The organism is Vreelandella sp. H-I2 (genome assembly GCF_052959335.1).
In genome coordinates this window covers 280,918-303,580 of the sequence record NZ_JBRAMC010000006.1, presented here as the reverse complement: position 1 = coordinate 303,580, position 22,663 = coordinate 280,918, and the positions used below count along the sequence as shown (strand labels likewise).

General features: G+C 54.8%; 18 protein-coding genes. 5 read left to right on the top strand and 13 right to left on the bottom strand.

Features of this window, described 5'->3' with window-relative positions; all coding sequences use genetic code 11:
- Positions 1-52: 52 nt before the first annotated feature.
- The 4 genes from glmM to rlmE all read right to left on the bottom strand — a co-directional run bounded on the left by glmM (position 53) and on the right by rlmE (position 5,378).
- Positions 53-1,402 carry a phosphoglucosamine mutase gene (gene glmM / locus ACUVOF_RS16685; RefSeq protein WP_447045413.1) on the bottom strand — a complete coding sequence of 450 codons (1,350 nt, stop codon included), beginning with the start codon at positions 1,400-1,402 and terminating at the stop codon, positions 53-55.
- Positions 1,399-2,313 carry a dihydropteroate synthase gene (folP, locus tag ACUVOF_RS16680; RefSeq protein ID WP_447045412.1) on the bottom strand — a complete coding sequence of 305 codons (915 nt, stop codon included), beginning with the start codon at positions 2,311-2,313 and terminating at the stop codon, positions 1,399-1,401. The genes glmM and folP overlap by 4 nt, the downstream gene beginning before the upstream one ends.
- Before the next feature lie 107 nt (positions 2,314-2,420).
- Entirely contained in the window at positions 2,421-4,454 is a 2,034-nt protein-coding gene (gene ftsH, locus ACUVOF_RS16675; protein WP_447045411.1) for an ATP-dependent zinc metalloprotease FtsH, read from the bottom strand.
- 276 nt (positions 4,455-4,730) lie between these two features.
- Complete coding sequence (rlmE, locus tag ACUVOF_RS16670; RefSeq protein WP_447045410.1) at positions 4,731-5,378, bottom strand: 23S rRNA (uridine(2552)-2'-O)-methyltransferase RlmE; 648 nt, start codon at positions 5,376-5,378, stop codon at positions 4,731-4,733.
- Positions 5,379-5,492: 114 nt separating this feature from the next.
- On the opposite strand from rlmE, the gene yhbY reads away from it, so the two are divergent.
- The gene (yhbY, locus tag ACUVOF_RS16665; protein WP_113269879.1) at positions 5,493-5,819 is read left to right on the top strand and encodes a ribosome assembly RNA-binding protein YhbY; all 327 of its coding nucleotides are present in this window, start codon (positions 5,493-5,495) and stop codon (positions 5,817-5,819) included.
- A gap of 96 nt (positions 5,820-5,915) precedes the next feature.
- On the opposite strand, the gene greA is transcribed toward yhbY, so the two are convergent.
- The 5 genes from greA to ACUVOF_RS16640 all read right to left on the bottom strand — a co-directional run bounded on the left by greA (position 5,916) and on the right by ACUVOF_RS16640 (position 12,451).
- Positions 5,916-6,392: a transcription elongation factor GreA gene (greA, locus tag ACUVOF_RS16660; protein WP_113269745.1), complete on the bottom strand. Its 477-nt coding sequence runs from the start codon at positions 6,390-6,392 to the stop codon at positions 5,916-5,918.
- Positions 6,389-9,619 (bottom strand): carbamoyl-phosphate synthase large subunit, encoded by a 3,231-nt coding sequence (gene carB, locus ACUVOF_RS16655; RefSeq protein WP_447045409.1) that lies wholly within the window; start codon positions 9,617-9,619, stop codon positions 6,389-6,391. The genes greA and carB overlap by 4 nt, the downstream gene beginning before the upstream one ends.
- Positions 9,620-9,686: 67 nt before the next feature.
- Positions 9,687-10,832, bottom strand: a complete 1,146-nt coding sequence (gene carA / locus ACUVOF_RS16650; protein WP_447045440.1) for a glutamine-hydrolyzing carbamoyl-phosphate synthase small subunit — start codon at positions 10,830-10,832, stop codon at positions 9,687-9,689.
- A gap of 411 nt (positions 10,833-11,243) precedes the next feature.
- Positions 11,244-12,050, bottom strand: coding sequence for a 4-hydroxy-tetrahydrodipicolinate reductase (gene dapB / locus ACUVOF_RS16645; RefSeq protein WP_447045408.1), 807 nt, complete (start codon positions 12,048-12,050; stop codon positions 11,244-11,246).
- A gap of 119 nt (positions 12,051-12,169) precedes the next feature.
- The gene (locus ACUVOF_RS16640) at positions 12,170-12,451 is read right to left on the bottom strand and encodes a DUF2218 domain-containing protein (RefSeq protein WP_447045407.1); all 282 of its coding nucleotides are present in this window, start codon (positions 12,449-12,451) and stop codon (positions 12,170-12,172) included.
- A gap of 271 nt (positions 12,452-12,722) precedes the next feature.
- Here ACUVOF_RS16640 and ACUVOF_RS16635 point away from each other — a divergent pair, with 271 nt between their 5' ends.
- From ACUVOF_RS16635 to ACUVOF_RS16625, 3 genes are read left to right on the top strand one after another with little or no spacing between them, the layout of a single operon-like run.
- On the top strand, positions 12,723-13,856 hold the full coding sequence (locus ACUVOF_RS16635) for an ABC transporter substrate-binding protein (RefSeq protein WP_447045406.1): 1,134 nt from the start codon (positions 12,723-12,725) through the stop codon (positions 13,854-13,856).
- Between the two features lie 4 nt (positions 13,857-13,860).
- A complete protein-coding gene (locus ACUVOF_RS16630; RefSeq protein ID WP_447045405.1) occupies positions 13,861-14,916 on the top strand; it encodes a FecCD family ABC transporter permease in 1,056 nt (351 codons plus the stop codon).
- On the top strand, positions 14,910-15,659 hold the full coding sequence (locus ACUVOF_RS16625; protein ID WP_447045404.1) for an ABC transporter ATP-binding protein: 750 nt from the start codon (positions 14,910-14,912) through the stop codon (positions 15,657-15,659). Before ACUVOF_RS16630 ends, ACUVOF_RS16625 begins: the two co-directional genes overlap by 7 nt.
- Here ACUVOF_RS16625 and ACUVOF_RS16620 read toward each other — a convergent pair.
- From ACUVOF_RS16620 to grpE, 4 genes are all read right to left on the bottom strand, one after another.
- On the bottom strand, positions 15,656-16,561 hold the full coding sequence (locus ACUVOF_RS16620; RefSeq protein WP_447045403.1) for a DMT family transporter: 906 nt from the start codon (positions 16,559-16,561) through the stop codon (positions 15,656-15,658). The genes ACUVOF_RS16625 and ACUVOF_RS16620 overlap by 4 nt on opposite strands.
- Positions 16,562-16,652: 91 nt before the next feature.
- A complete protein-coding gene (dnaJ, locus tag ACUVOF_RS16615) occupies positions 16,653-17,795 on the bottom strand; it encodes a molecular chaperone DnaJ (RefSeq protein ID WP_447045402.1) in 1,143 nt (380 codons plus the stop codon).
- A 151-nt stretch (positions 17,796-17,946) separates the two neighbouring features.
- Positions 17,947-19,881, bottom strand: a complete 1,935-nt coding sequence (gene dnaK, locus ACUVOF_RS16610) for a molecular chaperone DnaK (RefSeq protein ID WP_447045401.1) — start codon at positions 19,879-19,881, stop codon at positions 17,947-17,949.
- Positions 19,882-20,039: 158 nt separating this feature from the next.
- Positions 20,040-20,681, bottom strand: a complete 642-nt coding sequence (grpE, locus tag ACUVOF_RS16605) for a nucleotide exchange factor GrpE (RefSeq protein WP_447045400.1) — start codon at positions 20,679-20,681, stop codon at positions 20,040-20,042.
- Positions 20,682-20,895: 214 nt separating this feature from the next.
- Between grpE and recN the strand changes: the two genes are divergently transcribed.
- Entirely contained in the window at positions 20,896-22,569 is a 1,674-nt protein-coding gene (gene recN / locus ACUVOF_RS16600) for a DNA repair protein RecN (protein ID WP_447045399.1), read from the top strand.
- Positions 22,570-22,663 lie beyond the last annotated feature (94 nt).

Genomic DNA, 22,663 nt, shown 5'->3' with positions numbered 1-22,663 from the left:
GCCTTGTCAAGACAACCGCTGTTACAAGCACAGACCCGGTTTATTGGACACGTTAGCTGAGCAAGGCCTGCACCTGATCAGCCAAGGTACGCGCCAACTGGTCTACCTCCAAATGAGCACGTCCTTCTACCATCACACGAATTAAAGGTTCTGTGCCCGACGGTCTTAGCAACACACGCCCCTCATCGCCTAACTCTTGCTCTAACGCGGCAACCGCTTGCTGAAGCGGTGCAGACCCCATTACATCGCTCGCATTTGCACCAGCAGGTAAACGCACATTGACAAGAGCTTGCGGCACTTTTTCCAATGCTTTCAGCAATGTTGGTAGGCTCTTTTGCTCGCGCATCATCAGGGCTAATACCTGCAGGGCCGAGACGACCCCATCGCCCGTGGTTTGTACATGGCCGCATACAATATGACCTGACGACTCACCACCCAACTCCCAACCCTTGGCGGCCATGCGCTCCATCACAAAGCGGTCGCCCACCTTAGCCCTCTCAAAAGGGATACCCAACTTATCAAGCGCCATTGATAGGCCAAAATTAGTCATCAAGGTGCCTACTACGCCACCTTGAAGCAAACCACGCTCGTGGCGATCACGGGCAATCAGGTAGAGAATATCGTCGCCGTCGACTTCGCGCCCGTCGCCATCTACCAGCAGCACGCGGTCGCCATCCCCATCAAAGGCGATCCCCAAATCCGCATTTTGCTGAATAACGGCAGCGCGTAGAGCCGCGGGGTGCGTTGAGCCCACCTGCTGGTTAATGTTTAACCCATCAGGTGCAGAGCCAATGGTGGTAACATCAGCCCCCAGCTCGCGGAACACATTGGGCGCGATATGGTAAGTGGCACCGTGAGCACAGTCTAAAACGATTTTAAGGCCGTGCAGGCTAAGCCGGTCAGGCAAGGTCGATTTACAAAACTCGATGTAACGGCCTGCGGCGTCGTCGATGCGCGTTGCCTTACCCAGCTGCGCGGCCTCGGCTGTGGTCAGCGGCGCTTCCAGCATGGCTTCAATACGATCTTCCGTTTCATCGGGTAGCTTTTTACCCTCTGCGGAGAAAAATTTGATGCCATTGTCATCGAAGGGATTGTGCGAAGCGGAGATAACAATACCCGCGTCGGCACGGAACGTGCGCGTTAAGTAGGCGATACCCGGCGTGGGCATCGGCCCCAACAGAGAGACATCGACACCTGCCGCTGAAAGCCCGGCTTCCAGAGCGGACTCGAACATGTAGCCTGAGATACGCGTATCTTTGCCGATCAGCACCCGCGTTCGACCTTTATCACGGCGCAATACTTGCCCCGCCGCCCAGCCTAACTTGAGCATAAAATCAGCCGTAATGGGCGATTCCCCCACCGTGCCACGGATACCATCGGTACCAAAATAGCGCCTTGTCATGCGTCAGACTCCTTGTTAAGCGGCGGCTCGCATCCTTCTTGTAATACCGCCCACGTCATATTAACGGCATCTACCGTTGCAGCGACATCATGTACACGCAGAATATTCGCTCCACGCTCCACCGCCATGGCCGCTAGCGCCAAGCCACCGGAGAGACGTTCTTCCACCGGACGGCCCAATACTTTTCCAATCATACTCTTGCGCGACATACCCACCAGCAGAGGAAGCTCCAGCGACTGAAGAGTCTCCATATATTTCAACAAGCGTAGATTGTGCTCAACGCGCTTACCGAAACCAAAGCCAGGGTCAATTAATAGTCGATTACGGCGCAGGCCAGCCGCTTCGCACTCGGCGATTCGGCGTGTCAGATAGTCAGCCACTTCCTCCTCTACTGGACGCGCATAAGCGGGCGCCTGCTGCATATCCTGGGGCTCACCCTGGCGATGCATTAAGCAAACCGGCAGACCACTACCAACCGCTGCCAGCAATGCACCTTCCCTCTCTAATGCACGCACATCGTTGATCATCCCAGCGCCCAATTCACTCGCCTCGCGAATAACGGTTGGGCAGCTGGTATCCACCGATACCAACGCATCCAACTCGCGCACCAGGATTTCCACCACCGGAGCAACCCGATCCAACTCTTCCTGTGGGCTGACAGGGACAGCGCCAGGACGGGTAGATTCCCCCCCCACATCAATTATCGCCGCGCCTTCCGCCAACATTCGCTCGGCATGACGCAATGCGTCATCTAACGCCACGTGCTGCCCGCCATCTGAGAAGGAGTCCGGCGTTACGTTAAGTATGCCCATGACACGGGGAAAGGATAGATCCAGCAAATGGCGCCCACAACGCAGCTGGAAAGCATTTTCAGTGTTTCGGGTAGAAGAGGTGTCCAGAAGTGATTTCATGCTGCAGCCTGGTCAAGAAAAGAAACATTGCAGTGATAGGTGTATAGCATAACAAAAAAGGCGCCCCATGACGGGACGCCTTCGGCGCATAGGGGGGCTGCTGGGGCTTATGAGCCTGCAGGGCCGCCTAGCGGATCGGAGGGGCGACGACGCGGTTCGTCATCATCCTCTTCTTCACCATCATCTCCAGAAGCATCATCTCCAGAAGCATCATTTCCAGAAGCATTAGAAGAAATATCGTCTTCGGCCTTAGCTTTTGGCTTATCATCGTTGATCGGCGTACCACCGCCAGATGAATCACCGTCATCCCAGCCTTCAGGCGGCCGCGGCTCACGCCCTTCCATGATGTCCTTCAACTGATTGGCATCGATGGTCTCGTATTTCATCAAGGCTTCTGCCATGGCGTCTAGCTTATCGCGATTGTCCGTCAGAATCTGACGTGCCTGCTCATAACAATCATCAATAATCTTACGTACTTCTTTATCAAGACGCGTCGTGGTGTCACCGGATTTCATTTTGCCGCCACCCTGACCCGGACCGCCGAGGAACTGATGCGACTCGTCCTCGTCGTACATGATCGGGCCCATCTCATCCGACAAGCCCCACTTAGCGACCATGTTGTGGGCAAGCTCAGTAGCACGCTTGATATCGTTAGAAGCGCCGGTAGTAACACCGTTCGGCCCCAACGTCATCTCTTCAGCAATACGGCCACCAAACAGCGAGCAGATTTGCCCAAGAATTTGCTGGCGCGACAGGCTATAGCGATCTTCTTCGGGCAGGAACATCGTCACGCCGAGCGCACGTCCACGAGGGATAATGGTCACCTTGTAGACGGGGTCGTGCGAAGGCACAACCAAACCGATAATCGCATGGCCCGATTCATGATAAGCGGTATTGAGCTTCTCTTTGTCGGTCATGACCATCGACTTGCGCTCAGCGCCCATCATGATCTTGTCCTTAGCAAGCTCCAGCTCCTCCATGCTAACCAAACGCTTGTTACGACGCGCGGCAAACAATGCAGCCTCGTTCACCAAGTTAGCCAAATCTGCCCCGGAGAAACCTGGGGTGCCACGCGCGATCAACTGCGGTTTGACGTCATCTGCCAGCGGCACTTTACGTAGATGAACACCAAGGATATGTTCGCGGCCACGAATATCCGGCAAGCCAACGGTTACCTGGCGGTCAAAACGGCCAGGACGCATCAAGGCGGGGTCAAGCACGTCAGGACGGTTGGTCGCCGCAATGACAATGATGCCTTCGTTAGCTTCAAAACCATCCATTTCGACCAGCAGCTGGTTCAACGTCTGCTCGCGCTCATCGTTACCGCCGCCCATACCGGTGCCACGCGAACGGCCCACGGCATCAATCTCGTCGATAAAGATAATGCACGGCGCCTGCTTCTTGGCCTGCTCGAACATATCACGCACACGGGATGCACCGACACCGACGAACATTTCAACGAAGTCAGAACCCGAAATGGAGAAGAACGGCACTTTGGCTTCGCCAGCAATCGATTTGGCCAGCAGCGTTTTACCGGTACCCGGCGGCCCCACCATCAGCACGCCGCGGGGAATCATGCCGCCTAGACGCTGGAACTTGGTCGGGTCACGCAGGAAGTCGACTAGCTCTTCTACTTCTTCCTTGGCTTCATCACAACCAGCCACATCGGCAAACGTCGTCTTGATCTGATCTTGTGAGAGCAGCTTAGCCTTCGATTTACCAAAGCTCATGGGGCCGCCTTTACCACCGCCGGCTCCGCCCTGCATTTGGCGCATAAAGAACATAAAGATGCCCAAAATCAGCAAAATCGGGAAGCTAGCGATCAGCAGGCGCGTCCAGATACTTTGCTGTTCTGGCTCCTTACCGACGACCGTCACGTCATTGCTCAGCAGATCATCCATCAGCTTCGGATCTTCCGCCGCTGGGCGGATCGTCTGGAACTGAGAGCCATCTGTGCGCTCACCCCTGATGGTATAACCATCAATTGTCACGCTTCTTACCTGCTGATTTTGCACCTGCTGCACAAACTGAGAGTAGTTCGTGTTTTGAGGTGCGCTTTCCGTACTGAAATTATTGAACACTGTCAGTAGGACGGCCGCGATGACCAACCACAGAATCAGGTTCTTCGCCATATCGTTCAAGGGGCTACCCTCATTAACAAGAATCCGTCAGTTAAACGCTGATGCTTAATAAAGCCTGATACTAATAAGCTTAGTACTACGACACTACACCAGCATCAATCGTTCAACCATTGCCAAAGCGTCTTATGCCTCGGGCCATCTGTGTCACGTGCGCTGATTGCGGCTAATGTGACACACGTTGCGCCTGCCTGTCTGGCAATTGCGCTGATAAAACTTGGCTATGAACCATACGTCCAATACCGAACCCCAAGAGCAATTATCGAACCACACCGATAGTTACCCACGAAACCCTTCTGCCAGAAAATACACTTCACGGGAACGCGCTCGAGATGCATCTGGCTTGCGCGTTACCACTTTATTAAAGCTGCCGCGCAGCTCTTTTAAGTAGGCGTCAAATCCTTCCCCTTGGAATACTTTAGCCAAAAATCGACCACCAGGTGACAACGTTTCGCGCGCCAGCTCCAACGCTAGCTCCACCAAGTACATCGCCTGAGGCTGATCAATCGCCGCCATACCACTCATATTGGGGGCCATATCCGACATCACAAGGTCTACACGGCGATTATCCAAGCGTTTTAATATCGCCTCCAGCACCGATTCTTCGGTAAAATCGCCTTGAATAAAATCGACGCCAGCTAGCGCATCCATCTCCAGAATATCAGAAGCAATAACCACCCCTTCCGGCCCTACCTTCTCAGCGGCAATTTGGCTCCAGCCACCGGGCGCTGCGCCCAAATCAATCACCGTCATGCCAGGACGCAGTAGCTTATCCTTTTCATCCAGCTCAATCAGCTTATAGCTGGCGCGGGAGCGGTAACCATCTTGCCAACTCTGCTTAACATACTGGTCGTCAAAATGCTCCTTCTTCCAATTATTACTGGTCTTGCTGACTGAATGTTTACGGTTCGGGGGCTTTTGCTGCATGTGGGAATCTAACACTAGAATAAGAGATGGGCGCATTCACGCGATCGCTTTCACTCGGTGACGTTTCACCGTAAGATGGAGCGTTATGCGCTAACCGGGATACCGCAAGATACCATGAGCTTGTCACAGGCACAAAAGAAAGCATTTCGTAGCATTGGCCACCACCTTAACCCCGTGGTCACCGTTTCTGAGAACGGCGTCTCCGAAAATTTGCTCGCAGAACTTAACCGCGCACTTACCGATCACGAACTGATCAAAGTGAAGCTCGCCCTTCCTGAGCGTGATGATCGTGCTGCCATGATCGCCGAACTGATCGCCAACAGCCGCGCAGAACTCGTGCAAACCATTGGCAAAATGGCGCTTCTTTATCGCCGGAACCCACAGGTGAACCCGAAGCTTTCTAATGTTACTCGCTTTGAGAATCACCACGGCCGGCATTAACCGCTAGCTTGTAAGTTCTCTTTTAGCGAATATGCCGCTGCCATCAAATGCCCCTTCAAGCGACCTAACCAACGTCCATTGAAAGGGCATTTTTCATCACAAGTGCTCGACACTACCTACTTCATACTCCACGTCGCCGCCGGGTGTTTTAACCACGACAACATCGCCTTCTTCTTTGCCGATCAACGCACGAGCAATTGGCGAGGTGACCGAGATGCGACCAGACTTAATATTCGCCTCATCTTCGCCGACGATTCGATAAGTGACTTCGGCATCAGTATCTAAATTAAGCAGCGATACGGTCACACCAAAAATCACTTTGCCGGTTTTCGGCAGTTTAGTGACATCAATCACTTGTGCGACAGAAAGCTTACTCTCGATCTCCTGAATACGCCCTTCGATAAACCCTTGCTGCTCGCGAGCAGCGTGATACTCGGCGTTCTCTTTAAGATCACCGTGCTCGCGCGCTTCAGCGATGGCCGCGATCACCTGCGGACGCGCTTCGCTTTTAAGGTGGTCGAGTTCTTCACGAAGGCTTCTTTCTCCCGCAACTGTCATCGGGACCTTGTTCATTGACTTGCTCCTGCATGCAGATCCTGAAGGCGCCGCACCGTAATCTCCCTACCGTACTCAAGCGCCATGCAAACAGCATTAGCGCCCGCCAAGGTGGTCGCATAGGGCACCTTGCGCGAGAGAGCAGTACGGCGAATGACCGAAGAGTCATTAATTGCCTGGCGACCTTCGGTAGTATTCACAATGTAGGCGATTTCGTCGTTCTTGAGCAGATCGACGATATGGGGACGACCTTCGTAAACTTTATTGACGTGCTCCACGGCTAGCCCGGCAGCTTCCAAAGCAGCCGCAGTTCCTCGTGTTGCACATAGCGTAAAGCCTAATGCTAACAGAGAACGCCCCACTTCGATAATCCCCGTCTTGTCGGGCTCACGTACAGAAAGGAACGCTTTACGCTCCCCGGTCAGCCCAGGAATGGCCTCGCCTGCCCCCAACTGCGCCTTGAAGAAGGCCTCTGCAAAGGTGTCGCCAGAGCCCATCACTTCACCGGTGGACTTCATTTCCGGCGACAGAATCGGGTCGACACCGGGGAATTTATTAAACGGGAAAACGGCCTCTTTAACACTATAGAAGTGCGGCACGATTTCGCGCTCAAAGCCCTGTTCAGCCAGGGTTTTACCCGCCATGCAACGCGCCGCGATCTGAGCAAGCGAGGTGCCGATGCACTTGGACACAAAGGGCACGGTACGCGAGGCGCGTGGGTTCACCTCAATCACGTAGATCTCGCCATCCTGCCAGGCAAGCTGCACGTTCATTAAACCTTTCACGCCCAACTCAACGGCCATCTGCTTCACCTGCTGGCGCATTTCGTCCTGCACCTCGGCCGGCAGGGAGTAAGGCGGCAGCGCACAGGCGGAATCACCGGAGTGAACGCCCGCTTGCTCTACGTGCTGCATGATGCCGCCGATCACGACTTGCTGGCCATCCGACACCGCATCAATATCGATCTCAACCGCGGCACTCAGAAAGTGATCAAGCAGCACTGGCGAGTCGTTGGACACTTTCACCGCGTGGGTCATGTAATTTTCTAGCTCGGAGGCGTCGTAGACGATCTCCATCGCCCGACCACCCAGTACGTAGCTGGGGCGAACCACGAGCGGATAACCAATCGCTTCCGCCTTATCGAAGGCTTCGGCAAAGCTACGCGCCGTGGCATTGGGCGGCTGCTTCAGGCCCAGTTTATCGATCATTACCTGGAAGCGTTCACGGTCTTCGGCGCGGTCGATGGCATCCGGCGTGGTGCCGATAATCGGCACGCCAGCGGCTTCAAGCTCACGCGCCAGTTTCAGCGGCGTTTGGCCGCCGAACTGAACAATCATCCCTACCGGCTTCTCTTTATCGGCGATTTCGAGCACGTCTTCCAGCGTCACCGGCTCAAAGTAGAGGCGGTCAGAGGTGTCGTAATCGGTAGAAACCGTTTCCGGATTACAGTTAACCATGATGGTTTCATAGCCGTCATCACGCATAGCGAAAGCAGCGTGAACACAGCAGTAGTCAAACTCGATCCCTTGGCCGATACGGTTGGGGCCACCGCCCAGTACCATAATTTTCTGGCGATCAGACACATCCGCCTCGCACTCCTCTTCATAAGTGGAGTACATGTAGGCCGTGTCCGTAGCAAACTCAGCGGCGCAAGTGTCGACACGCTTATAGACCGGGCGAATGCCGGCGGCCTGACGCGTTTGACGGAATTCTTTTTCGCTGACATTGAGCAGCTTGGCCAAGCGTGCATCGCCAAAGCCTTTGCGCTTGAGCTGGTAAAGCTCACGGGCGGAAAAATCGCTCAGTGTTCGCTTGGCAACGGCGCTTTCAGTCAGTACTAAATCTTCCAGCTGGACCAGGAACCAAGGGTCGATATTGGTCAGCGCAAACACGTCATCAACGCTCATGCCGGAACGCATGGCATCTGCCACGTAGAAAATACGCTCGGCGCCAGCGGCCTGTAGCTCGCCCTGGATAATCGCCATATTATCCGCTGAGAAGTCGGTAATGATCGGATCAAGACCATCGTTACCGGTTTCCAGCCCGCGCAGCGCTTTCTGCAGCGATTCTTGGAAAGTACGGCCAATCGCCATTACTTCACCCACTGACTTCATCTGCGTGGTCAGACGGTCATTGGCCTGAGGAAACTTCTCGAAGGTGAACCGCGGTATCTTGGTAACCACGTAGTCGATGGATGGCTCAAACGATGCCGGCGTACGCCCACCGGTAATATCGTTTTGCAGCTCATCCAGGGTGTAGCCAACCGCCAACTTGGCCGCGATCTTGGCAATCGGGAAACCGGTCGCCTTCGAGGCCAGCGCCGAGGAGCGCGACACCCGCGGATTCATTTCAATCACCACCAGGCGCCCGGTCTTGGGGTCCATACCAAACTGGACATTGGAGCCACCGGTCTCTACGCCAATCTCGCGCAGTACCGCGAGGCTGGCATCACGCATGATCTGATACTCTTTATCAGTCAGTGTTTGCGCCGGGGCCACAGTGATAGAGTCACCGGTGTGCACGCCCATGGGATCGAAGTTCTCAATCGCGCAGACGATGATGCAGTTGTCGTTTTTATCACGCACCACTTCCATCTCGTACTCTTTCCAACCCAGCAGCGACTCGTCAATGAGCAGCTCGTGGTTGTTGGAAAGCTCGAACCCGCGCGTACAGATCTCTTCGAACTCTTCCTTGTTGTACGCCACGCCGCCGCCGGAGCCGCCCATGGTGTAGGAAGGACGAATAATGGTCGGGAAGCCCAGCTCAGCCTGAATTTCCCACGCTTCTTCCATGGTGTGCGCCACTTTCGCTTTCGGGCACTCCAAACCAATGCGCTTCATGGCCTGATCGAACAGATCGCGGTCTTCAGCCATGTTAATCGCATCGGCGTTGGCACCGATCATCTCAACGCCGAACTTCTCCAGCACGCCATGCTTTTCAAGTTCAAGGGCACAGTTCAGCGCCGTCTGGCCACCCATGGTGGGCAGAATCGCATCGGGGCGCTCAGCTTCGATGATTTTCTCGACCGCCTGCCAGGTAATCGGCTCGATGTAAGTAGCATCCGCCATGGCCGGGTCGGTCATGATGGTGGCTGGGTTAGAGTTAACCAAAATAACCCGGAAGCCCTCCTCGCGCAGCGCTTTACACGCCTGGGCGCCGGAGTAGTCGAATTCGCAGGCCTGGCCGATCACAATCGGGCCAGCGCCAATGATCAAAATACTATTGATGTCGGTACGCTTAGGCATAACGGTTCCCGCAAAAAATGGTGACGATGAGCGACAAATAAGGCGATAGGTTGATGCGAGGAGCGCGTTAGCGGCGTGCCTGCATCATGGCCACGAAGCGATCAAACAGCGGCGCCACATCGCGCGGACCGGGGCTCGCTTCCGGGTGGCCCTGAAAGCTGAATGCCGGTCGGTCAGTCAGCTCAATCCCTTGTAAAGTGCCATCGAACAGCGAACGGTGCGTTGCGCGCACGTTCGCAGGCAGGGTCGCCTCATCCGCCGCAAAGCCATGGTTTTGGCTGGTAATCATCACTGCGCCAGTATCGAGATCCTGCACCGGGTGGTTGGCACCGTGGTGACCGAGGTTCATTTTGACTGTCTTCGCCCCTGCCGCAAGCGCCAACAACTGGTGACCTAGGCAGATACCAAACATTGGAATATCAGTTTTCAGCACGTCCTGGATCGCTTTGATGGCGTAATCACAGGGCTCTGGGTCGCCTGGGCCGTTGGCTAGTAAAATACCATCAGGCTTCATCGCCAGCACCTCGTCAGCGGGCGTTTGTGCTGGCACCACCGTCAAGCGGCAGCCGCGCGCAGCCAGCATGCGCAGGATGTTAAATTTCACGCCATAGTCGTACGCGACCACGTGGTAAGGGCGTTCTTGCTGAGTGGTATCGGCGTAGCCTTCACCCAAGGTCCATTCGCCTTCGCTCCACTCATACGCTTCTTTACAGGAGACCTCTTTGGCGAGATCCATCCCCTTCAGCCCTGGGAATGCCCTGGCGGCTTCCAGCGCCCGCGCGACCGCCTCCTCGCCTTCAGCATCAGCGCCCGCCAAAATCGCACCGTTTTGCGCGCCTTTATCGCGCAAAATGCGTGTCAGGCGGCGAGTGTCAATATCGGCAATGCCCAGCACATTCTGACTTTCCAGATAGTCCGACAGCGATTGTTCAGAGCGAAAGCTACTGGCCATTAGCGGCAGATCGCGAATCACTAAACCCGCGACGGCGATAGAGGCTGACTCCACATCTTCTGCATTAATACCGGTATTGCCGATATGGGGGTAGGTGAGCGTTACTATCTGGCGGACATAGGAGAGGTCAGTGAGGATCTCTTGATAGCCGGTCATGGCCGTATTGAACACCACCTCACCGCTGGTTACTCCCTCCGCGCCAATAGCGATTCCGTGGAACACGCTGCCATCTTCCAGGGCCAATATCGCGGGTTTGCTCAATGCGGGGTTATTCAAAACAAGATCCTCCCATGCTGGTGGGAGCCTGTTGGGCGCAGGCTCAGCAAATTCTTCATGATTCACGGCACAGAATATTCAGAATATTAAACTATTCATTATCAAAACTGAGGCCGTAAAAAAGCGGGACGAAGCCGATAAAAAAATCGGTTTCATCCCGCTTGTTGTTCTATGCCCTTCAGAGCCGCTTAGCTTATTAACTTAATAAGAGCAAACGCGGGGGCAGGCTTTGGGCTGGCCAACGCAACAAGCGCGCCGTCTAAGGTCTGTAAGTCAGAGCTTCTAAGCCACCCGGCCAAAATTTTTGAAATGTTACAGGATTTATTACTCTATGACTACCCCTTAAATTTCGGGACTCACCCAGCAATAGCCATGAGAGGGCTGAGCTAGCTCTCGTCACTCCAGACCTAGCACATCCTGCATATCATAACGGCCATTCTCCTTACCAGCGACCCAGCGCGCCGCGCGCACAGCCCCTTTGGCAAAGGTCATTCGGCTGGAGGCTTTATGAGTAATCTCAATACGCTCGCCTTCGGTAGCAAACATCACCGTATGCTCGCCAACGATATCGCCCGCCCGCACGGTGGCAAAGCCAATCTCTTTATCAGTGCGTGGGCCGCACTGCCCTACTCGCTCGAACACGCCGTGCTCTTTTAGATTACGCCCTAGGCTTTCTGCAATCACTTCGCCCATTTTAATCGCCGTACCCGAAGGTGAATCCACTTTGTGGCGATGGTGGGACTCAATTACTTCAATATCGTAGCCTTCATCGCCCAACGCTTTGGCAGCGGTTTGGAGCAGCTTCAGAGTCAGATTAACGCCGACGCTCATATTAGGGGCAAAGACCAGCGGCACGCGATCACGATAACTATCCAGAACCTTCAGCTCGTCATCGCTCATGCCGGTGGTGCCAATCACGATGCGCTTGCCGTGCTCGGCGCAGAACGCCAGATTGGCTAGGGTGACTTGCGGGGCAGTGAAATCGATCAATACATCAAAGTCATCAGCAATCGACGCTAGAGAATCGACTGCGACAACGCCTCGCTTCCCCACACCGGCAAGCTCGCCAATGTCAGCACCGGCTAAGGAGCTACCTGGCTCCACGATGCCACCCGCCAATGTTGCCTCCGCATCTTGCTCTACAGCATTTACCAGCGTACGGCCCATGCGGCCAGCCACACCTACAATGGCAATTCGGGTCATGCGAACTCCTGCGCTCTGCGTTTCAGTGCGTAATACTTATGTTTTTCAAAAATTGCCGCGATTATAGCAGACGCACCAACGCCTTCGACGCTCTCTTTATTATTACCAAGAGAAAGGGATTAGTTCTCCCACACAATTGCCAGCTCTTCATCCCCGGCCATACGTACCAGGTGTCGCTCAACGACCCCCTCAAGCTCATCCAAATGCTCCTCCTCAAGGGTTTCGAGGGCCACCACTAACTTGCCTGGCTCAGCAACCATTAAGCAGGTACCGGTAGCAAACTTAATGGTCGCTTGCTGGTCGTTTTGCTCAACCTCAAGCTTATGCGCCCAGTGTTTACAGAGACGATTGATTAACCGCTCAGCCGACGTGGTTTCGATTTCTGCACGGGATAAAGGCATAGTACTGCTCCATTATGTGATGACTCACAAACTTAAAGTTGTCCATAAACATTAGCATTATGGATGAAAAAACGCTGAGCATTCTCCGCCACATGGATGCCCGTATCATTTCGATAGCCCGTATCATTTCAATAGACAGGGGCATAATGTTGCCCTACAAACAGAACGCGAATCAGTTACAATAACAACTGCATCTCTCTGCGAACAAGTCGCCCTCGTACGTAAGAGACGCCAATCCATTGTTTAACCATACCGACCAACGAGTCATTAAATGCTCAACTCTCATCGCTTAAAACTCCTGCTTGGCACACTCATCACTTTTGGTTACTGCACCACTGTTATGGCTGGAGATATTACCGTCACCGATATCGCAGGCCGCCAAGTCACTCTAGACGCGCCTGCTGAGCGGGTTATTTTAGGTGAAGGGCGGCAAATTTACCTGCTGGGGTTGCTCGAACCGGAAGCGCCTTTTGCTCATGTGGTCGGTTGGCGTGAAGATTTTTCTCAGGCAGACCCTGATAACTATGCCCGTTATCTGGAGCGATTTCCGGAAATCGAATCAATATCTACCTTTGGTGGGTTTAAGGATGGCACCTTTGATGTTGAGCAGGCCGCCTCGCTGAACCCCGACGTCGTGCTGATGAATATCGAGGCAAAAGCCGCCACGGAAGACGCTGCCTACGACGATAAGTTGGCACAACTTGGCATCCCTATTATCTATGTGGATTTTCGTGAGGATCCGCTAGAGCACACGATTCCTTCCATGCGCATCATCGGCCAGATTATGGACGATGAAGCCGCGGCCGAAGAGTTCATTGAGTTTGCCGAGACGCAGTTGGCACGGGTAACCGATGTGATCGCCGAGGCTAATCCAGAACGCCCCAGCGTATTTATTGATCGTGCAGGTGGCTACTCCGACGAGTGCTGCATGAGCTTTGGTCCTGCTAACTTTGGCGAGTATGTCACCCTTGCGGGTGGTAGCAATATTGCCGAGGGCATCATTCCGAACAGTTTCGGCAATTTGAACCCTGAACAGATTATTGCTGCCAATCCTGATCATGTTGTTGTTACCGGCGGCAACTGGGACGCCTACGTGCCAGGCGGCAACTGGGTTGGCGTGGGGCCGGGGTCAGATATGCAAAACGCGCGTGCTAAGCTTGAAGCGCTGACCGAGCGGACCGCGATGACCGGTATTGAAGCGGTGGAATCAGGCAATTTCCACGCTATTTGGCACCAGTTTTACAACAGCCCTTACTACTTCGTGGCCGTGCAACAGCTGGCCAAGTGGCTACACCCCGAGCTGTTTGTCGACTTAGACCCCGATGCCACAATGGAAGAGCTGCACGAGCGCTTCTTGCCCATTGACTATGAACCCGGCTATTGGGTCACGCTGAATGACGATTAAAACGATGAGCACCCAAGAGCTCTCTCAGGGGCGCGCTTTTTATCGCACCCAGGTTTTTCGCCGCCAAATCATATTGGCGGCGCTGGTGGTGGCCCTGTTTTTAAGCCTCTGTGTGGATTTAGCTCTGGGCCCGGCCCGCTATAGTCTGAATGAGGTGATCGCAACGCTATTGTCGCCAGACAGTGTCAGCCAGCAGGCGCGGGTAATTCTCTGGGAAATACGTATGCCGGTGGCACTGATGGCACTCGTGGTGGGCGCCAGCCTGTCGGTGGCTGGCGCACAAATGCAAACTATACTGAGCAACCCATTAGCCAGCCCCTTTACCCTGGGGATTTCTGCAGGCGCGAGCTTCGGTGCAGCCCTGGGGCTGGCGTTTGGCGTAGCGATCATTCCTGCCGCCATTGAGTTTGTAGTGCCCATCAATGCCTTTTTAATGGCAATGGTCACCGCGTTTCTTATTCATGCACTAAGCCTTAAGCGCGGCGTCACGGTCGAAACCATTGTGTTGCTCGGCATTGCGATGGTGTTTATCTTTAATTCGCTGATGGCGCTGATTCAGTTTTTTGCCAGCCAGGAAGCCGTCTCAGCAGTCGTGTTCTGGACTATGGGCAGCTTAACTAAAGCGACCTGGCCCAAGTTCTGGATCGCTCTGGGGATACTGACTGCGGTAATGCCTTTACTTGCCCGCCACGGGTGGGCATTAACCGCCATGCGCCTGGGTGATGCCAAGGCAGAAAGCATGGGTGTCAATCCTCGCGCGTTGCGCTTAGAAGTGCTGGTGCTAGTGTCGCTGCTCGCGGCTATCGCGGTGGCGTTTGTGGGCACGATTGGTTTTATCGGCCTGGTGGGTCCGCATATTGCGCGTATCTTACTGGGCGAGGATCAACGCTTCTTCTTACCCGGCTCGGCCCTATGCGGTGCGCTGATTCTGTCGGTGGGCTCGGTGATTTCCAAAATTATTATCCCGGGCACCATTATTCCCATTGGCATTATTACTTCACTGGTGGGCATCCCCTTCTTCTTATTTCTCGTGCTTAACCACAAGAAGGCCTCATGGTAACCCTGAAATTAAACCGCGTATCGGCGCGTTATGGGCGCCGCGCCATTTTACAAGAGATCACTACTCCTCCCTTTAAGGGCGGGCAAATTGTGGCCTTACTCGGCCCTAACGCTGCCGGGAAATCGACGCTTTTTCGACGTATTTTGGGCCTACTGAAAGGCGAAGGGGAGGTCATTATCAGCGGCACCAGCGTCGAGCGCCCGGTGGCCTATATGCCCCAGGACACCGGCGCCAGAGCGGTACTAACGGTTTATGAGTCAGTGCTATTGGCGCGCATGCAGGGTCGCAGCCTTAAAGTGCAGCCAGAGGATCTGGCCCAGGTTGACCGTGCGCTTGCTGAGCTTTCGATTACCTCACTAGGCGAACGCGACCTCGGCAACCTGAGCGGCGGGCAACGTCAGCTTGTCAGCGCAGCTCAGGCGCTGGTGCAGGAGCCTGAGATTTTAATGTTGGATGAACCGACCTCAGCGCTCGACCTCAATCGCCAGATCAACCTGTTATCGGTACTGAGGCGGCTGGCGGATGAGCGCAACATGCTAATCCTGGTGGCGCTTCATGATTTAGGCCACGCATTGCGCTTTACCGATGCTTCGATGGTATTAGAGAACGGCCATCTGATTGCCTGCGGCCCCACCGAAGACGTCATTACGCCCGCGCTATTGCATCAGGTGTATAAAGTCACCGCCCGCATTGAGCCGTGCTCTAAGGGCCGGCCTCAGCTTATTGTCGAAGAGGCTATCTAGCCATTAGCCTTAGCCCTGAACTTAAGCCGCCGCCCCTCCATCGCCGCTAGCGCTACCCCACTTAACATTAGCGGTAGCGCTAGTAAGAAACCGCTGGAAACGGGAATACCAAAAAGCACCCAGTCAGCGACGACAGGCCAGGCCAGCGCCACATACTCAAAGGGGGCCAGCCGCGAGACTTCGGCGTAGCGAAACGCCAACGTCATGGCAATGTGCCCCGCCCCGCCAAATAATCCTGAAAGCACTAACAGGCCAAACTCGGTGTGGCTAAGTGAGGTCCACCCCAGCGGCAACGTCGCAAGCCCAGCCAACGACGACACTAAAATAAAGTAGAACGCGATGGAGCCGGCGGTCTCGGTACGCGAAATGCGCCGAACGGTGAGTAGCGCCCCGGCGGTGAGCAGCGCCCCGAACGTCCCCAATACATAGCCCAGCAGCCGACCATCGCCCGCTTCGGAATTAAGATTGGGGACGACCAGCACCGCCATGCCGGCCAGCGCCAATACAATGGCGCCCGCGCGATAAAACGAGAACCGCTCGCCTAATAGCAACACCCCGCCCAGCGCCATAAAGATCGGCGCCAGCTGGACTAACAGCGTCGCCTCGGCCACCGGCAAGAACGCCACGGCGGAAAACGAGAAGAACATCGCCGCCGCGCCCAGGCCTGAGCGCAATAAATGGCCCAGCGGACGGCGGGTGGCTAGCGCTTTAGGAAACTCCCGACGGATCATCAAAAAGATAACGATCGGGAACAGCGCAAACAGCGAGCGAAAAAACACCGACTGCCCCACCGGCACGTCGTCACTGACGGCTTTAATACACACCAGCATGCCGGTAAACAGGGCACCTGACAGTATCCGAAGCAAAATGCCCTTTGTGGGCTTTTCCTGAAGGTTATCCATTGCGCGCAGCATTCCCTAAACAGCAAAAACCCCCGGCGAACCGAGGGTTTTTTTTGAGACAAACAACTAACGTCTAACCATTATCTCAGACTTACGGCTTCATATCTTCAAAGAAGCTCTTCACGCTGTCGAAGAAGCCGGTTTTCTTCGGCGAATGGTTGTGGCTGTTGCTGCCATCAAAGCTTTCCTGGAGCTGGCGCAATAGATCACGCTGCTCATCGTTAAGCTTCACCGGTGTTTCCACCACCACCTTGCACAGCAGGTCGCCGGGCATACCACCACGCACGGGCTTCACACCCTTACCGCGCAAGCGGAACAGCCTGCCGGTTTGTGTTTCCGGCGGAATCTTCAGTTTCACACGGCCATCTAGCGTGGGCACTTCAAGCTCGCCACCTAGCGCTGCATCCACAAAGTTGATCGGCACATCGCACTGCAGGTGCTTGCCGTCACGCTGGAATATATGGTGCGGCTTGATGGCTACCTGAACGTACAGATCCCCAGGCGGGCCACCGTTCACACCGCTTTCGCCTTCGCCATTCAAGCGAATACGGTCACCGGTATCGACACCCGGCGGAATCTTGACCGACAGCGTGCGCGTCTCGCGTACGCGGCCTTCACCATTACACTTATGGCACGGTACTTTGATGTGCTGGCCAGAACCATGACAGGTCGGACACGTTTGCTGCACGGCGAAGAAGCCTTGCTGCATACGCACTTGACCATGGCCATGACAGGTAGGACACGTCTCTTTAGAAGAGCCCGGCTCAGCGCCACCGCCATCGCAACGGTCACACTCGATATGCCGTGGAACACGGATATCGACTGTGGTACCGGAAACAGCGTTCTCAAGATCCAGCTCTAGGTTATAGCGCAGGTCGGAACCGCGTGCCGGGGCATTGGGCCCACGACGCCGGCCACCGCCTCCGCCAAAAATATCGCCAAATACATCGCCGAAAATATCACTGAAATCACCAGCACCAGCACCGCCGAAACCACCGCCACCTTGGCCATCAACGCCTGCATGGCCGAACTGGTCATAAGCAGCGCGTTTTTCGCTGTCGCTCAGCACTTCGTAAGCTTCGGACACATCGCGGAATTTTTCCGCTGAGGTGGTATCGTCCGGGTTTCGATCAGGGTGGAATTTTTGCGCCAGACGGCGATAGGCCTTCTTGATCTCTTTCTGATCGGCCCCTTTTTCGACACCCAGGACTTCGTAATAATCGCGCTTGGACATGGGCCCTACGCCTCCTGGTTAGCTACGCACTCAACTGCACATTTAGCTACATATTTATAACTACGCATTTAGCCACGTGCGTCTTGGCCGCGGAAACAGCAACGCGGGAGTAAGCTCCCGCGTCACCGCTTTCCTTGGCAGAAAGAGGTTGTTACTGCTTTTTCTGCTCGTCGTTGACTTCTTCGTACTCTGCGTCAACCACGTCTTCTTCCGGCTTGGAGCCGGTGCTCTCGGCACCTTCGCCGCCCTCTTGCTGAGCAGCCTCTGCCTGCTCGGCGTACATCTTCTGAGCAAGCTTTCCAGAGGCTTCGGTCAATGCATCCAGTTTCTTCTGAATGTTGTCGACGTCGTCGCCTTTAACCGCTTCTTCCAGCTCACTGATGGCTGTTTCAATCGCCTGTTTTTCGTCGTCAGTCGCTTTGTCGCCTGCTTCTTCCAACGTTTTACGTGTGGCGTGAATCATGCCATCGGCTTGGTTACGCAGCTGTACCAGCTCTTCGAACTTTTTGTCTTCTTCGGCGTGCGCTTCGGCATCGCGCACCATCTGCTCGACTTCTTCCTCGGACAAACCGCTAGAGGCCTTGATGACGATGGACTGCTCTTTACCGGTAGCCTTGTCTTTCGCCGATACGTTCAGGATACCGTTGGCATCCAAGTCGAACGCGACTTCGATCTGAGGCACGCCGCGCGGTGCCGGCGGAATGTCGGCAAGATCAAAACGACCCAGCGACTTGTTCTGCGACACTTGCTTACGTTCACCCTGAACAGCGTGGATGGTCACCGCCGTTTGGTTGTCATCCGCCGTTGAGAAGGTTTGTGTCTTCTTGGTCGGGATGGTGGTGTTCTTCTCGATCAGCGGCGTCATTACGCCACCCAGGGTTTCGATGCCCAGGGTAAGCGGGGTAACGTCGAGCAGCAGAACGTCTTTAACGTCGCCACCCAGTACACCGCCCTGGATCGCTGCACCCACGGCAACCGCTTCGTCCGGGTTAACGTCTTTGCGTGCTTCTTTACCGAAGAAGTCAGCCGCTTTCTTCTGCACCATCGGCATGCGAGTCTGGCCACCGACCAGGATCACTTCATCGATTTCAGAAGCGGACAGGCCAGCATCTTTCAGGGCCATTTTGCACGGCTCGAGCGAGCGCTGAACCAGCTCTTCTACCAGCGACTCAAGCTTGGCGCGTGTCACCTTAACGTTAAGGTGTTTCGGGCCAGTATTGTCGGCAGTGATATAGGGCAGGTTCACGTCGGTCTGCTGAGCGCTGGACAGCTCAATTTTGGCTTTCTCAGCAGCTTCTTTCAGACGCTGCATGGCAAGGTTGTCGCCAGAAAGATCAATACCGCTGTCAGACTTGAACTGGTCAACCAAGTAGTTGATCAATGCCAAGTCGAAATCTTCACCACCCAAGAAGGTGTCGCCGTTGGTGGCCAACACTTCAAACTGGGTTTCGCCGTCGACATCGGCAATTTCGATGATTGAGATATCGAAGGTACCGCCACCCAGGTCGTAAACCGCGATGGTTTTGTCGCCGCGCGATTTGTCCATACCGTAAGCCAGTGCGGCAGCGGTCGGCTCGTTGATAATGCGCTTAACGTCTAGACCAGCGATGCGGCCAGCATCTTTGGTGGCCTGACGCTGGCTGTCGTTGAAGTAGGCCGGCACAGTGATGACCGCTTCGGTGACTGTTTCACCCAAGTAGTCTTCGGCTGTCTTCTTCATTTTCTTCAGCACTTCCGCGCTAACCTGCGGCGGTGCCATTTTTTTGCCTTTTACTTCAACCCAGGCATCACCGTTATCGGCTTCGGTGATCTTGTACGGCACCATCTTAATGTCTTTCTGAACAACGTCGTCTTTAAAGCGGCGGCCAATCAGACGCTTGATAGCATACAAGGTGTTTTCTGGATTGGTGACGGCTTGGCGCTTGGCCGCCTGACCGACCAGCGTTTCGCCATCATCGGTATACGCGATGATAGAAGGTGTCGTACGGCCACCCTCGGCGTTTTCAATAACTTTAGCACTGTCACCATCGAGCACAGCCACACAAGAGTTAGTGGTGCCCAGGTCAATACCAATTATACGTCCCATAGCAATACCTCGAATTCGATTGTTACAAAACTGAAAATTAAGTTTTAGAACTGATTTTTTTAAAACTCAGTTGCGGGTTTCCCCGCGGGGTTGCCCTTTATTTGGGGGCCGCCGCTGACATTTCAAGGGCTTTTTTCACTCCCTGTGCAGCCAGTGGCTTAATTGGCTTTTTGACTGACCACTACCATGGCCGGGCGCACTAGGCGTCCATTGAGCAAATAGCCCTTCTGCATAACATCCATCACGGTATTCGGATCAAGGTCTGGGTTAGGCACCATGGTCATTGCTTCGTGCACCTGCGGATCGAAAGGCTCGCCGTGAGGCTCGATGCTTTCGACGCCGAATTTATTGAGCACATCCAGCTGCATTTTCAACGTCATGGAAACGCCTTCGCGGTGAACTTCGGAGGCGCCCTCTTCCATTGTCTCAAGTGCTTTTTCCAGGCTATCCACCACCGGCAGTAGTTCTTTCACAAACTTCTCAAGCGCGAACTTGCGAGCTTTCTCAGCTTCCTGCTCCGCACGGCGACGCACGTTTTGTGCTTCCGCTGCGGCGCGCAGGGCTTGATCCTTGGCGTCGGCCAAGCTCTGCTCTAACTCGCCTACTTGGGCAGCCAGCATTTCCGCTTCAGGGTTGTCGACATTGCCTTCTAACGGCTCTTCATCATTGATCAACCCTTCTAGCTCGCCTTCCATCAAGCGCTCTTCGGCCACTTTCTCAGCCGCTTGTTCGGCGCCCTCGGCTTCTTGCTCGTGGCGGGCCAACTCATCATCCATTGGTGTTTGCGGTTCTTTCGCCATGTTGTGCTCCTAAATAACAAGTAGTGCGCTACCACGCGGGCTGCGCGCAAAGAAGTAAGCCGTTAGCTACTCGCTTTAATTGATCATGCACGCTATATGGGGGCCATAAATTCCATCTCAAGAGGTGCATTGAAGTGAGTTATTAACTACTGTATAAATCAACAACTATTGGATAAGTACCCAGCTCCTATGCTGTTCCGCCTTGGGAGGCGCCATGCTTACTCAGCTTGCTATTCAAGATTTCGCTATTGTTGATCATTTAGAACTCGATTTATCCGGCGGCATGACGGCCATTACCGGGGAGACCGGAGCAGGCAAATCCATCCTGCTAGGCGCCCTCGGGTTATGCCTGGGTGAGCGCGCCGATGCGGGTAGCGTCCGTCATGGGCGAGAGCGCACGGACCTCTCTGCACGTTTCGACATCCAGCACCTGCCCGCTGCCGTCGAGTGGCTAACATCCCGCGAGCTCCCGTCTGAGGAGTGCTTGCTGCGCCGTGTCGTTACTGCCAATGGTCGCTCCAAAGCATGGATTAATGGCCACCCTGCGACTATCTCGGATCTCAAATCTCTCGGCGAGCAGCTGATTCAAATTCATGGCCAGCATGCCCACCACGCCTTAATGCGCGAAGAGACCCATCTTGCGCTGTTGGATGATTACGCAGGCCTGAACGATGCCACTACCCAACTAGCTGAAACGTTCCGCGAGTGGCGTAATGCCCGTCGTCAGCTGAAGAAGCTAAGCGAAGAAGGCAGCGAAGTTGAGGCCAAACGCCAACTGCTTCGCTACCAGGTTGAAGAGCTGGATCAACTCGGCTTAGCAGAAGGCGAATTAGCCACACTAGAGGAAGAGCAACACACGCTCGCCCATGCGGAAGAGACCTTACGCGAGACTCAGTTTGCCGCTGACTGCTGCGCCAGCGATGAAGGGGGTGCATTGTCATTACTGAATCAGGCCTTCACTCACTTAAGCGCACTGCCGGGCAGTGACAAAGGCACCTTGGCGAATACACTGGCTATGCTGAGCGATGCTCGCATTCAAGTGGAAGAGGCCGCCAGCGAACTCAACCGCCTCGCCAGCACGACCGAATTAGACCCTGAAAGGCTAGCGTGGGTTGAAGAGAGAATGGCCGATGTACATCGAATTGCTCGCAAACATCATATTGCCCCTGAAGAGCTATGCGCCCTACATGCCAATTTGCAACGGGAAGTTGCGCAGTTAGAAGAAGGTGGCAATGATCTGGAGGCTCTCAGTGCACGGGTCGTTGAGCTACGCGAAAGCTACCGCCAAGAGGCGAAAAAGCTTAGCGAGGGCCGCCAAAAAGCCGCGCTTCGCTTGGGCAAAGAGGTACAGCAACAGTTGGGCTTTTTAGCCATGGGTAAAGCGCGCTTTGAAGTGGAGGTCACCGCGAAAGAGGCGCCGAGCCCTGAAGGGCTTGATCGTGTGCAGTTCTTAATTAGCGCCAACCCCGGCCAGCCGGCCCGACCGCTAACCAAAGTCGCTTCCGGCGGCGAGTTGTCGCGGATCAGCCTAGCGATTCAAGTCGTCGCAGCAACCCATTCGACGGTACCCAGCTTGGTATTTGACGAAGTGGATGTGGGTATATCCGGCGCCACTGCCGAAATTGTAGGTCAATTGCTACGTAAGCTAGGTGAAAACGGTCAGGTGATGACCGTGACCCACCTACCCCAAGTAGCAGCACAGGCGCATCAGCACCTGCATATTGAGAAACAGGCCAAACGCGATACAACACTGACCCAAATGGCGCTACTCGACGAACAGGGCCGCATCAGCGAACTGGCACGTATGCTGGGGGGTGTGACGCTGTCTGACCAAACCCTCGCCCACGCACGCGAAATGCTGCACGCTAGCCAACGCCCGCCACATTGATAAGCGAGAACTGCGATATCGCAGTTACAACAGCCCAACTATATCCAGCACAATTATATCCAGCACAATTATATCCAGCACAACAAAACGCCCC

Excerpts from the sequence above, each read along its gene's own strand:
- glmM (WP_447045413.1), bottom strand. The coding sequence starts at position 1,402 with ATGACAAGGCGCTATTTTGGTACCGATGGTATCCGTGGCACGGTGGGG.
- folP (WP_447045412.1), bottom strand. The coding sequence starts at position 2,313 with ATGAAATCACTTCTGGACACCTCTTCTACCCGAAACACTGAAAATGCT.
- rlmE (WP_447045410.1), bottom strand. The coding sequence starts at position 5,378 with ATGCAGCAAAAGCCCCCGAACCGTAAACATTCAGTCAGCAAGACCAGT.
- yhbY (WP_113269879.1), top strand. The coding sequence starts at position 5,493 with ATGAGCTTGTCACAGGCACAAAAGAAAGCATTTCGTAGCATTGGCCAC.
- greA (WP_113269745.1), bottom strand. The coding sequence starts at position 6,392 with ATGAACAAGGTCCCGATGACAGTTGCGGGAGAAAGAAGCCTTCGTGAA.
- carB (WP_447045409.1), bottom strand. The coding sequence starts at position 9,619 with ATGCCTAAGCGTACCGACATCAATAGTATTTTGATCATTGGCGCTGGC.
- dapB (WP_447045408.1), bottom strand. The coding sequence starts at position 12,050 with ATGACCCGAATTGCCATTGTAGGTGTGGCTGGCCGCATGGGCCGTACG.
- ACUVOF_RS16640 (WP_447045407.1), bottom strand. The coding sequence starts at position 12,451 with ATGCCTTTATCCCGTGCAGAAATCGAAACCACGTCGGCTGAGCGGTTA.
- ACUVOF_RS16635 (WP_447045406.1), top strand. The coding sequence starts at position 12,723 with ATGCTCAACTCTCATCGCTTAAAACTCCTGCTTGGCACACTCATCACT.
- ACUVOF_RS16630 (WP_447045405.1), top strand. The coding sequence starts at position 13,861 with ATGAGCACCCAAGAGCTCTCTCAGGGGCGCGCTTTTTATCGCACCCAG.
- ACUVOF_RS16625 (WP_447045404.1), top strand. The coding sequence starts at position 14,910 with ATGGTAACCCTGAAATTAAACCGCGTATCGGCGCGTTATGGGCGCCGC.
- ACUVOF_RS16620 (WP_447045403.1), bottom strand. The coding sequence starts at position 16,561 with ATGGATAACCTTCAGGAAAAGCCCACAAAGGGCATTTTGCTTCGGATA.
- dnaJ (WP_447045402.1), bottom strand. The coding sequence starts at position 17,795 with ATGTCCAAGCGCGATTATTACGAAGTCCTGGGTGTCGAAAAAGGGGCC.
- dnaK (WP_447045401.1), bottom strand. The coding sequence starts at position 19,881 with ATGGGACGTATAATTGGTATTGACCTGGGCACCACTAACTCTTGTGTG.
- grpE (WP_447045400.1), bottom strand. The coding sequence starts at position 20,681 with ATGGCGAAAGAACCGCAAACACCAATGGATGATGAGTTGGCCCGCCAC.
- recN (WP_447045399.1), top strand. The coding sequence starts at position 20,896 with ATGCTTACTCAGCTTGCTATTCAAGATTTCGCTATTGTTGATCATTTA.